Source organism: Ideonella sp. FW305-24, assembly GCF_058788035.1.
Window position 1 is genome coordinate 106,162 of the sequence record NZ_JBYTAI010000002.1, and the last position, 9,824, is coordinate 115,985.

Consider the following 9,824-nt stretch of genomic DNA (forward strand, 5'->3'; position numbering starts at 1 on the left):
GGGCGCAGGATGGCCACCTCCGGGTGCGGACCGGGACTGGCCCAAAGGCCGGTCAGGGGATCCAGTGCAGGAAATTGCGGTAAAGCGCCAGCCCGTGGGCCGCGCTCTTCTCTGGATGGAACTGCGTGGCAAAAATATTATCGTCAGCGACGGCGCAGGTAAAGCGTTCGCCGTAATCGGCCGCACCCGCGATGTGGCGCGAGGCTGACGGCGCCGCATAGTAGCTGTGCACGAAGTAGAAGTACGCACCGTCCGGCACCCCGGCCCAGATTGGGTGCGCCGCCCCGTCATGCGCCTGCTGCCAGACCTGGTTCCAGCCCATTTGCGGCACCTTGTAGCGGCTGCCGTCCGGCTGCAAACGGCCGGCCAGCTCGAAGCGGTGCACCTGGCCGGGGATCAGCCCCAGGCCCGGCGTGTCCTGCTCGTCGGAATGGTCCAGCAGCATCTGCATGCCCACGCACACGCCCATCAAAGGCTTGCTGCGCGCGGCTTCCAGCACGGCTTCCTGCAGGCCCGAGTCGCGCAGCTCGCGCATGCAGTCGCGCATCGCCCCCTGGCCCGGCAGCACCACGCGCTCGGCAGCACGCACGTCCTCGGGACGCGAGGTGACGATCACGTCGAAACCGCTGTCGGCAGCGACATGCTGCACCGCCTGCGAAACCGAGCGCAGGTTACCCATCCCATAGTCCACGACCACGACCGTCTTGCCCATCACAGGCTCCCCTTGGTCGACGGGATCACGCCGACCGAGCGCGGATCCAGCGTCATCGCCATGCGCAGCGCGCGGCCGAAAGCCTTGAAGATGGTCTCGCACTGGTGATGCGCGTTGTGGCCCTTCAGGTTGTCCACGTGCAGGCTGACCAGCGCATGGTTGACGAAGCCCTGGAAAAATTCGAAGGCCAGCTGGGTGTCGAAGGCGCCGATGCTGCCCGAGGTGAACTGCACGTCCATCGCCAACCCCGGGCGGCCGGAAAAGTCGATCACCACGCGCGACAGCGCTTCGTCCAGCGGCACGTAGCTGTGGCCGTAGCGGGTGAGGCCCTTCTTGTCCCCGATGGCCTGCGCCACCGCCATGCCCAGCGTGATGCCCACGTCTTCGACCGTGTGGTGGCCGTCGATGTGCAGGTCGCCTTTGGCTTCGATGTCCAGGTCGATCAACCCGTGGCGGGCGATCTGGTCCAGCATGTGGTCAAAAAAGCCGATGCCGGTGTTCAACGTGGCTTGGCCGGAGCCATCCAGGTTCACGCGCACGCGGATCTGGGTTTCCTTGGTGTTGCGCTGGACCTCGGCAATGCGGGCGGGGGTGTCGCTCATCGGGCTCATGGGTTTGGAGGGGTCAATCTTGCAGTGCTTCGCGCAAGGCCGCCAGCATCAACTGGTTTTCTTCCGGCGTGCCCACGGTGATGCGAAGGCAGTTGGCCAGCAGCGGGTGCAGCGCCGAAACGTTCTTGACCAGGATCTTGCGCGCTTTCAGGCCGTCGAAGGTCTTCTTCGCATCCGGCACGCGCACCAGCACCATGTTGGCCTCGCTGGGGAAAGGCTGCAGGCCGGGCATCGCGCCCAGCGCCGCGAAGATCATCTCGCGCTCGGCACGGATCACCGCCGCCTGGCGCGCGTATTCGTCGGCATGTTCCAGCGCAAACAGCGCCGCCTCGCAGTTCAGCACGCTGATGTTGAACGGCGGGCGCAGCTTGTCGATCTCGGCGATCAGCGGCTGGCGGCCGATCAGGTAGCCGATGCGCACGCCGGCCAGGCCGAACTTGCTCATGGTGCGCATCAGCAGCACATGGTCATGGCGCTTGAGGCGGTCCAGCGAATCGCGCGAGGCAAACGGCTGGTAGGCCTCGTCCATCACCACCAGGCCGGGCGCGGCCTCGATGATGGCTTCGATGACATCGTCGTCCCACAGACTGGCCGTCGGATTGTTCGGGTAGGCCAGCCAGACCAGCGCCGGCTGGTGCTCTCGCACGGCGGCCAGCATGGCCGGGCCGTCGAGCTGAAAGTCGGCCGTCAGCGGCACGCCGACGAACTTCAGCCCCTGCAGCTTCGCGCTCATCTCGTACATCACGAAGCCCGGCAGCGGCGCCAGCACCACGTTGCCCGGCACGTCGGCCGCCAGCGTCAGCAGGCTGATCAGCTCGTCCGAGCCGTTGCCCAGCATGATGTCGTTGCCGGCCGGCATCTGCGCATGGCGCGCCAGTTCGGCCCGCAGCACCTCGCCGCGCTCGGCCGGATAGCGGTTCAGCGCGACCTCGGCTAGGCGCTCGCCCAACTGGCGGCGCAGATCGGCCGGCAGGCCAAACGGGTTCTCCATCGTGTCCACCTTGACCATGCCGGCGCTGGGCTGCACGGCGTAGCCATGCATGCCTTGCACGTCGGCACGGAGGTAGCGGGTCATGCGGTTGGGCAGGGAAGCGGTCATCAGGCAAGGTCCTTGGCCCAGGCGGGGGCTGGCGCATCCAGCAGCTCGGGGCCGACGAGGAAAGGGTTGACGATCATCACGCCGTCGATCAACTGATCCTGCGGCATGTCTTCGGACAGCACATAGCGGCAGCCCTGGTGCTGGGCCGATGCGACGATCAAGGCGTCCCAGTAACCCAGCCCGTAGCGGCTCTCGATGGCCCAGGCGGTTTCCACCGTGGCCTGGTCGGCCGCCCAGGGTTTCCAGTGCTGGTAGCGGCGCACCACGGCACGCGCATCGCCGGCCGCATTGGCCGACGAGAACTTCTTGCGGGCATGGAAATAAAACTCGTTGAGCACCTGGGTGCTGACGCGGCCGCAGCGCCGCGTCCAGCAGGCGGCGATCCAGGCGCGCGCCTGGTCGCGCTTGGCCGGGTCCAGGTCATCCACCGCGTGCAGCAGCAGGTGACTGTCGATCAGCACGGTGACCGGCGGCGGGCTGCTCATTCAGCACCCCGGTCCACCGGCGCCTGCCGCTTCGGGTACTCGCCGTCCGACTTGCCGAAGCTCTCGAAGTCCAGCACCTCGCGCATCGCCCGCACATAGGCGTCGTCATGCCGCATCTTCTCGGCCAGCATCTCGCCGATCAGGCGAGAGACGCTGGTGTTACGCCTGGCCGCTTCCATGCGCGCCCAGTCGGCCACCGCGTCTTCCATCGTGACGGTCACGTTTTTCATCGCGCACAAAGAATAACACGAAGTTCGTGTTGCACGAACTTCGTGGCGCTCAACTTGCCAGAACACCTGGCAAGGATCAGAATACACACACCCCCGTACACACAAACATCATGAGCACCTTGGCCAGCCGCGTCTTCATGAATGGCAACAGCCAGGCGGTGCGCATCCCGCAGGAGTTCCGGCTCGACACGCAGCGTGTGGAAATCACCCGCACCGCCAATGGCGACCTGCTGATCCATCCGCTTCCCGAAGCGAGGGGCCAGGCCTTGCTGCGGGCGCTCGATGGCTTCGACGCCGACATGGCAGATGCCCTCGCCGCTGCCGTGGCGGACGACACGCCGCAACCCGTGCAGGAGCGGGAACCACTGTGACCCGCTACATGCTGGACACCAACATCCTGATCTACCTGATCAAGCACAAACCTGCGTCGGTGGTGGAACGGGTCAATGCCTTGGCGAGCGAAGACAGCCTGTGCATGTCCTTCGTCACCTGGGCCGAATTGCTCAAGGGGGCCGCAGGTAGCCAGCGCGCGGCCGAGGTGCGACAGCGGCTGGAGGCCCTGGCGCGGGAAGTGCCGGTGCTGCTGGGCTTGCAGCCCAGCCTTTGCGATCACTACGCGACCCAGGCCTTGCGGCTGAAGCTTGCAGGCACGCCGATTGGTGCCAATGACCTGTGGATTGCCTGCCATGCGCTGAGCGAAAAGGCCACGCTGGTGACCAACAACCTGCGCGAGTTCGAGCGCGTCGAAGGCCTGACGCTGGAGAACTGGGCGGCTTGAATTGCCCGCTGGCCGATCAACGCATCAGCGCTTGATCAGCCGCATCTCCGCCGCCCGAGCGTGGCCTTGCAGCCCTTCGCCATAGGCCAGCTCAGCCGCGATCACGCCCAACACCTGCGCGCCCTGTTCGCTCACCTCGATCAGGCTGCTGCGCTTCTGGAAGTCGTAGGTGCCCAGCGGGGACGAGAAGCGGGCGGTGCCGGACGTGGGCAGCACGTGGTTCGGGCCGGCGCAGTAGTCGCCCAGGCTTTCGCTGGTGAAGGCGCCGAGGAAGATGGCGCCGGCGTGCCTGAGCAGCGGCTCCCAGCGGTGCGGGTCGGCGCTCGACACTTCCAGGTGCTCGGGCGCGATGCGGTTGCTGATCTCGCAGGCTTCTTCCATGGACCGGGTGTGGATCAGCGCGCCACGGCCTTCGAGGCTGGCGCGGATCACGGCCTGGCGCGGCATTTCGGGCAGCAGGCGCTCGATGGCGGCGCGCACCTGGGCCAGGTAGGCGGCGTCCGGACACAGCAGGATGGATTGCGCGAGTTCGTCGTGTTCGGCCTGGCTGAACAGGTCCATCGCGACCCAGTCGGCCGGCGTCGAGCCGTCGGCCAGCACCAGGATCTCACTTGGGCCGGCAATCATGTCGATGCCGACCTGGCCGAACACACGACGCTTGGCGCTGGCCACATACGCATTGCCGGGGCCGGTGACCTTGTCGACGCCGGGGATCGTCGCGGTGCCATAAGCCAGCGCCGCAACGGCCTGTGCGCCACCCACGGTGAACGCGCGGTGCACGCCGGCCACGTAGGCAGCGGCCAGCACCAGCGGGTTCTTCTCACCTCTGGGCGTGGGCACGACCATGATGATTTCGCCGACGCCCGCCACGTGCGCGGGAATCGCGTTCATCAGCACTGACGACGGATAGGCCGCCTTGCCACCCGGCACGTAGATGCCCACGCGGTCCAGCGGCGTGACCTTCTGGCCCAGCAGCGTGCCGTCTTCGTCGCGGTATTGCCAACTCTGGCCGGAGGCCTGCAACTGACGCTCGTGGTAGCGGCGCACACGTGCTGCGGCAGCTTGCAGCGCACTGCGTTGCGCGGGCGTGATGGCCTCGAACGCAGCCTTCAGCTCTTCGCGCGTGAGTTCCAGTTCGGCGACTGACGCGGCCTGCACGCCGTCGAAGCGCGCGGTGTATTCCAGGACCGCGGCGTCGCCCCGCTTTTGCACGTCCGCCAGGATCTCGGCCACGCGCTGCTCGATGGCCGCATCCGCATCGGCCGACCAATGGCGCAGCCGGGCGAACTCGGTTTCGAAGTCGGCGGCGGTGGTGGCGAGTTGGCGCAGGTTCAAGGCAGACATGGCGGCGGAAGAGGATCAGGCAGGAATGGCAGCGGCGAAGGTGTCGATCAGCGGGCGCAGCAGGTCGCGCTTCAACTTCAGCGCGGCCTGGTTGACGACCAGGCGCGACGAGATGTCCATGATGCGTTCGACCTCGACCAGGTGGTTGGCCTTCAGCGTCGAGCCGGTCGAGACCAGGTCGACGATGGCGTCGGCCAGCCCGGTGAGCGGCGCAAGCTCCATCGAGCCGTAGAGCTTGATCAGGTCCACGTGCACGCCCTTGTCGGCAAAGTGCTGGCGGGCGACTTCGGTGTACTTGGTGGCCACGCGGATGCGCGAGCCCTGCTTCACCGCACTGGCGTAGTCGAAATCGTCGCGCACGGCCACGCTCATGCGGCACTTGGCAATGTTCAGGTCCAGCGGCTGGTACAGGCCTTCGCCGCCGTGCTCCAGCAGCACATCCTTGCCGGCCACGCCCAGGTCGGCGCCGCCGTACTGCACGTAGGTCGGCACGTCGGTGGCACGCACCAGCACCACGCGCACGTCGTCGCGGTTGGTCGGCAGGATCAGCTTGCGGCTTTTCTCAGGGTCTTCTGTGACCCGGATGCCGGCGGCGGCGAGCAACGGCAGCGTCTCTTCGAAAATGCGGCCTTTGGAGAGTGCGAGGGTCAGCATGTCAGGACACTCGTTCAATGTCAGCGCCGATGCCGCGAAGCTTGGCTTCCATGCGGTCGTAGCCGCGGTCCAGGTGGTAGATGCGGTCCACCGTGGTGTCGCCATCGGCCACCAGGCCGGCGATGACCAGGCTGGCCGAGGCGCGCAGGTCGGTCGCCATCACGGCGGCGCCCGAGAGCTGAGCGACGCCGGTGACCATCGCGGTGTGGCCGTCGACCGTGATCTTCGCGCCCAGCCGCATCAGCTCGTTGACGTGCATGAAGCGGTTCTCGAAGATGGTTTCGCTGATGTTGGCAGCGCCTTCGGCCACGCAGTTCACGGCCATGAACTGGGCCTGCATGTCGGTCGGGAAGGCCGGGTATTCGCTGGTGCGGAAGCTCACGGCCTTGGGCCGAGCATCGGCCTGAACGCGGATCCAATCCTGGCCAGACGTGATGGTGGCGCCAGCTTCGCGCAGCTTGTCGATCACGGCGCCCAGGTGGTCGGCACGGGCGCTCTTCAGCGTCACGTCGCCACCGGTGGCGGCCACGGCGCAGAGGAAGGTGCCGGCTTCGATGCGGTCCGGGATGATGCGGTGGCCTGGCACGCCGTTGACGATGGGCGCATGCAGCTTCTCCACACCCTGGATCACGATGCGGGCGGTGCCGTGGCCTTCGATCTTCGCGCCCATCGCGATCAGCATCTCGGCCAGGTCGGGGATCTCCGGTTCCTGCGCGGCGTTTTCCAGCACCGTCTCGCCTTCGGCCAGCACGGCGGCCATCAGCAGGTTCTCGGTGCCGGTCACGGTGACCATGTCGGTGGTGATGCGGGCACCACGCAGCCGTCGCTGGCCATTTGCATTCAGCGGCGCCTGGGCCTTGATGTCGCCATGCTCGACGACGATCTCCGCGCCCATCGCCTGCAGGCCCTTGATGTGCTGGTCCACCGGCCGCGAGCCGATGGCGCAGCCGCCCGGCAGCGACACGGTGGCGGTGCCAAAGCGCGCCAGCAGCGGGCCCAGCACCAGGATGGACGCACGCATGGTCTTCACCAGCTCATAGGGCGCGACGGTGGTGCTGATCTGGCTGGCGTCGATGCGCACCTGGTCGGTGGCGGTGTCCGAACGTTCGGCGGTGGCGCCCAGCTGGCGCAGCACCTTCAGCGTGGTCGCCACGTCCTGCAGCTTGGGCACATTGGTCAGCAGCACCGGCTCGGGCGACAGCAGCGCGGCGCACAGCTCGGGCAGCGCAGCATTCTTGGCGCCGGAGATCAGCACCTCGCCCTGCAGGCGGCGGCCGCCGCGGATCAGAAGTTTGTCCATGATGGTGGGTCTCGTAAGGCGGGCGCGCTGCTGGGGCAGACCGGCCGCATCGCCTGCGCGACGCCACCAACGTCTGCCCGCGGCCAGCTGGCCCGCGGGCAGGTTCAATGGCGGTGTTCGGCGGGCGCTTGCAGCCCGGCTGCGGGGCCAAGTGCGGCCCATTCGGCGGGGGTCAGGGTCTTCATCGACAGGGCGTGGATCTCCGCCCGCATGCGGTCCCCCAGCGCCGCATACACGCGCTGGTGGCGGCGCACGCGGGGCAGCCCGTCGAATTCGGCGGACACGATGGTGGCGTAGAAGTGCTGGCCGTCGCCCTGCACTTCCAGGTGCTCGCAGCCAAGTCCGGCGGCGATGTACTCGTGCAACTGGGCGGGGGTAGGATTGGCCATGATGGGCGCGATTATCGCCGAGGCAGGATCAACACGGTTCAGTTGCGGAGCTTGTAGCCGGACTTCAGCAAGCGCAGCGTGAGGGCCGAGACGGCGACAAATGCGCCGCCCACCACGGCCAGGCTGATCCACGGCGAAACATCGCTGACGCCGAAGAAGCCATGTCGAAAGCCGTCGATCATGTAGAAGAACGGGTTGAAGTGGCTGATCACCAGCCACACGCTGGGCAAGGACTGCACCGAATAGAAAACCCCGGCCAGCATGGTCATGGGCATCACCAGGAAATTCTGGAAGGCGGCCATCTGGTCGAACTTCTCGGCCCAGAGCCCGGCGATCAGCCCCAGTGCGCCCATCAAGGCCGCACCCAGCACCGCAAACACCAGCACCCACAGGCCGTTGACCAGCCCCGGCGGCGAGAACCACACGGTCACCACCAGCACACCCAGGCCCACGGCCAGGCCGCGCACGATGGACGCGCCGACATAGGCCAGGAACCAGGCCCAGTGAGACAGCGGGCTGACCAGCAGGAACACCAGGTTGCCGGAGATCTTGCTCTGGATCAGGCTGGACGAGGTGTTGGCAAAGGCGTTCTGCAGCACGCTCATCATCACCAGGCCGGGAATCAGGAACGCGGTGTAGCCGACACGGCCGTAGACCAGCACATGGTCCTGCAGTGCATGGCCGAAGATCAGCAGGTACAGCACGGCGGTGAGCACCGGCGCACCCACGGTCTGGAAGGCCACTTTCCAGAAGCGCAGCACTTCCTTGCGGAACAGCGTGCCGGTGCCGTCCAGCAGGTGCGGCCGCGGCGGCGAGGTGTCGACCGGCTTCATACGGACACCTTCAGCGCCTGGGCGCTCGGCACGCCATCGGATTTCATGATGTTCAGGAACACGTCTTCCAGGTCGGCGCGGCCGATCTCCAGGTCTTCCACCCGCACGCCCGCAGCACGCAGCCGGGCCAGCACCGTTTCCACTTCGCTCGCGTCGCGCGCGGCGATCTGCGCGATGCGGCCGGTCACACGCGCCTGCGTCGCCAGCTCGGGCGGCATCGCGTCGTCGGTCTTGAAACGCAGCATGGTGACCGCCGTGGCGGCCAGCAAGTCGGTCGTGCGCTCCAGTGCCACCAGCTTGCCAGTCTTCAGCATGCCGATGCGGTGGCACAGCGCCTCGGCTTCTTCGAGGTAATGCGTGGTCAGCAGCACCGTGGCGCCCTCTCGGTTCAGCTGCGCAACGAAGTGCCACAGCGTCTGGCGCAGCTCCACGTCCACGCCAGCCGTCGGCTCGTCCAGCACGATGACCGGCGGCCGGTGCACCAGCGCTTGCGCCACCAGCACCCGGCGCTTCATGCCGCCCGAGAGCTGGCGCATGTTGGCATGGGCCTTATCGGCCAGGCCCAGGCCGGCGAGCAGCTCGTCGATCCAGTCGTCGTTGTCCTTCACGCCGAAGTAGCCGCTCTGGATGCGCAGGCATTCGCGCACCGAGAAAAACGGGTCGAACACCAGTTCCTGCGGCACGATGCCCAGCGCCCGGCGCGCCCGCGCATAGTCGTCGACCACGTCGTGGCCCATGACCTTGACCCGGCCTTCGGTTGCGCGGGCCAGACCGGCAAGGATGCTGATCAGCGTGGTCTTGCCGGCGCCATTGGGCCCCAGCAGGCCGAAGAATTCGCCCTGCGCGATGTCGAAAGACACCCCGTCGAGCGCACGAAATGCACCGCGGGCGCCTTGGTAGGTCTTCGCGACGCCCTGGAAGGAGACAGCTGGCATGGGGCGCGATTGTAGGGAGCGGCGGCAAAGGCCCGCGTCCGGCAGGGGGCCGGCTTTTGTGCAAGCCGCGCGGCCCGGAATTTGGCCGCTTCGGTCACCGGGCCGCGAGGGCTGCGTCGTTAAGATCCGACCCGTCCAACGCCTGCGAAAAATCGCCGGCGGTCCAGCCAAAAGGAGAACCCGATGTCCGATCTCAAGACCGAATTCGAAACCGCGGTGGCGGAAAGCAAGCAACTGCCGGAAAAGCCGGACAACATGACGCTGCTGAAGATCTACGCGCTGTACAAGCAGGCCAGCAGCGGCGACGCCGATGGCGACCGCCCCGGCATGACCGACTTCGTCGGCCGCGCCAAGTGGGATGCGTGGCACAACCTCAAGGGCCAGACCCCCGAGCAGGCGATGCAGGCCTACATCGACCTGATCGAATCGCTGAAATAAAGTTTGACGCATTTAG

Annotated in this window: 14 protein-coding genes; 3 read left to right on the forward strand and 11 right to left on the reverse strand. The window is 66.8% G+C overall.

Annotated elements, in window-relative coordinates; translation table 11 throughout:
* Positions 1–52 precede the first annotated feature (52 nt).
* The 5 genes from hisH to AC3WR5_RS06235 are packed head-to-tail and all read right to left on the reverse strand — an operon-like array spanning position 53 to position 3,137.
* Positions 53–712, reverse strand: a complete 660-nt coding sequence (gene hisH, locus AC3WR5_RS06215; protein WP_492482791.1) for an imidazole glycerol phosphate synthase subunit HisH — start codon at positions 710–712, stop codon at positions 53–55.
* The gene (hisB, locus tag AC3WR5_RS06220) at positions 712–1,323 is read right to left on the reverse strand and encodes an imidazoleglycerol-phosphate dehydratase HisB (RefSeq protein ID WP_492482793.1); all 612 of its coding nucleotides are present in this window, start codon (positions 1,321–1,323) and stop codon (positions 712–714) included. Before hisB ends, hisH begins: the two co-directional genes overlap by 1 nt.
* 13 nt (positions 1,324–1,336) lie before the next feature.
* Complete coding sequence (gene hisC, locus AC3WR5_RS06225) at positions 1,337–2,422, reverse strand: histidinol-phosphate transaminase (protein ID WP_141284906.1); 1,086 nt, start codon at positions 2,420–2,422, stop codon at positions 1,337–1,339.
* Positions 2,422–2,907: a PIN domain-containing protein gene (locus AC3WR5_RS06230; protein ID WP_492482795.1), complete on the reverse strand. Its 486-nt coding sequence runs from the start codon at positions 2,905–2,907 to the stop codon at positions 2,422–2,424. Before AC3WR5_RS06230 ends, hisC begins: the two co-directional genes overlap by 1 nt.
* Positions 2,904–3,137 carry a CopG family transcriptional regulator gene (locus AC3WR5_RS06235; RefSeq protein ID WP_141284910.1) on the reverse strand — a complete coding sequence of 78 codons (234 nt, stop codon included), beginning with the start codon at positions 3,135–3,137 and terminating at the stop codon, positions 2,904–2,906. Before AC3WR5_RS06235 ends, AC3WR5_RS06230 begins: the two co-directional genes overlap by 4 nt.
* Before the next feature lie 110 nt (positions 3,138–3,247).
* Here AC3WR5_RS06235 and AC3WR5_RS06240 point away from each other — a divergent pair, with 110 nt between their 5' ends.
* Complete coding sequence (locus tag AC3WR5_RS06240; protein ID WP_141284912.1) at positions 3,248–3,508, forward strand: antitoxin; 261 nt, start codon at positions 3,248–3,250, stop codon at positions 3,506–3,508.
* Positions 3,505–3,915 (forward strand): type II toxin-antitoxin system VapC family toxin, encoded by a 411-nt coding sequence (locus tag AC3WR5_RS06245; RefSeq protein WP_211361281.1) that lies wholly within the window; start codon positions 3,505–3,507, stop codon positions 3,913–3,915. Before AC3WR5_RS06240 ends, AC3WR5_RS06245 begins: the two co-directional genes overlap by 4 nt.
* A 24-nt stretch (positions 3,916–3,939) precedes the next feature.
* On the opposite strand, the gene hisD is transcribed toward AC3WR5_RS06245, so the two are convergent.
* From hisD to AC3WR5_RS06275, 6 genes are all read right to left on the reverse strand, one after another.
* A complete protein-coding gene (gene hisD, locus AC3WR5_RS06250) occupies positions 3,940–5,259 on the reverse strand; it encodes a histidinol dehydrogenase (RefSeq protein WP_492482797.1) in 1,320 nt (439 codons plus the stop codon).
* A 15-nt stretch (positions 5,260–5,274) separates the two neighbouring features.
* On the reverse strand, positions 5,275–5,913 hold the full coding sequence (gene hisG, locus AC3WR5_RS06255; RefSeq protein ID WP_141284916.1) for an ATP phosphoribosyltransferase: 639 nt from the start codon (positions 5,911–5,913) through the stop codon (positions 5,275–5,277).
* A 1-nt stretch (position 5,914) separates the two neighbouring features.
* Entirely contained in the window at positions 5,915–7,213 is a 1,299-nt protein-coding gene (gene murA, locus AC3WR5_RS06260) for a UDP-N-acetylglucosamine 1-carboxyvinyltransferase (protein ID WP_492482800.1), read from the reverse strand.
* A gap of 104 nt (positions 7,214–7,317) precedes the next feature.
* Positions 7,318–7,602: a BolA family protein gene (locus AC3WR5_RS06265; protein WP_492482802.1), complete on the reverse strand. Its 285-nt coding sequence runs from the start codon at positions 7,600–7,602 to the stop codon at positions 7,318–7,320.
* 38 nt (positions 7,603–7,640) lie between these two features.
* Positions 7,641–8,435, reverse strand: coding sequence for an ABC transporter permease (locus AC3WR5_RS06270; RefSeq protein WP_492482804.1), 795 nt, complete (start codon positions 8,433–8,435; stop codon positions 7,641–7,643).
* The gene (locus AC3WR5_RS06275) at positions 8,432–9,370 is read right to left on the reverse strand and encodes an ABC transporter ATP-binding protein (protein ID WP_492482806.1); all 939 of its coding nucleotides are present in this window, start codon (positions 9,368–9,370) and stop codon (positions 8,432–8,434) included. Before AC3WR5_RS06275 ends, AC3WR5_RS06270 begins: the two co-directional genes overlap by 4 nt.
* Positions 9,371–9,553: 183 nt before the next feature.
* Between AC3WR5_RS06275 and AC3WR5_RS06280 the strand changes: the two genes are divergently transcribed.
* Positions 9,554–9,808 (forward strand): acyl-CoA-binding protein, encoded by a 255-nt coding sequence (locus AC3WR5_RS06280; RefSeq protein WP_141284925.1) that lies wholly within the window; start codon positions 9,554–9,556, stop codon positions 9,806–9,808.
* The last annotated feature ends 16 nt before the right edge of the window (positions 9,809–9,824 follow it).

What these genes read in the sequence shown, in the direction of transcription:
- murA (WP_492482800.1), bottom strand. Translation starts at nt 7,213, where the DNA reads ATGGACAAACTTCTGATCCGCGGCGGCCGCCGCCTGCAGGGCGAGGTG.
- hisD (WP_492482797.1), bottom strand. Translation starts at nt 5,259, where the DNA reads ATGTCTGCCTTGAACCTGCGCCAACTCGCCACCACCGCCGCCGACTTC.
- hisH (WP_492482791.1), bottom strand. Translation starts at nt 712, where the DNA reads ATGGGCAAGACGGTCGTGGTCGTGGACTATGGGATGGGTAACCTGCGC.
- AC3WR5_RS06280 (WP_141284925.1), top strand. Translation starts at nt 9,554, where the DNA reads ATGTCCGATCTCAAGACCGAATTCGAAACCGCGGTGGCGGAAAGCAAG.
- AC3WR5_RS06230 (WP_492482795.1), bottom strand. Translation starts at nt 2,907, where the DNA reads ATGAGCAGCCCGCCGCCGGTCACCGTGCTGATCGACAGTCACCTGCTG.
- hisG (WP_141284916.1), bottom strand. Translation starts at nt 5,913, where the DNA reads ATGCTGACCCTCGCACTCTCCAAAGGCCGCATTTTCGAAGAGACGCTG.
- AC3WR5_RS06240 (WP_141284912.1), top strand. Translation starts at nt 3,248, where the DNA reads ATGAGCACCTTGGCCAGCCGCGTCTTCATGAATGGCAACAGCCAGGCG.
- AC3WR5_RS06265 (WP_492482802.1), bottom strand. Translation starts at nt 7,602, where the DNA reads ATGGCCAATCCTACCCCCGCCCAGTTGCACGAGTACATCGCCGCCGGA.
- hisC (WP_141284906.1), bottom strand. Translation starts at nt 2,422, where the DNA reads ATGACCGCTTCCCTGCCCAACCGCATGACCCGCTACCTCCGTGCCGAC.
- hisB (WP_492482793.1), bottom strand. Translation starts at nt 1,323, where the DNA reads ATGAGCCCGATGAGCGACACCCCCGCCCGCATTGCCGAGGTCCAGCGC.
- AC3WR5_RS06270 (WP_492482804.1), bottom strand. Translation starts at nt 8,435, where the DNA reads ATGAAGCCGGTCGACACCTCGCCGCCGCGGCCGCACCTGCTGGACGGC.
- AC3WR5_RS06235 (WP_141284910.1), bottom strand. Translation starts at nt 3,137, where the DNA reads ATGAAAAACGTGACCGTCACGATGGAAGACGCGGTGGCCGACTGGGCG.
- AC3WR5_RS06275 (WP_492482806.1), bottom strand. Translation starts at nt 9,370, where the DNA reads ATGCCAGCTGTCTCCTTCCAGGGCGTCGCGAAGACCTACCAAGGCGCC.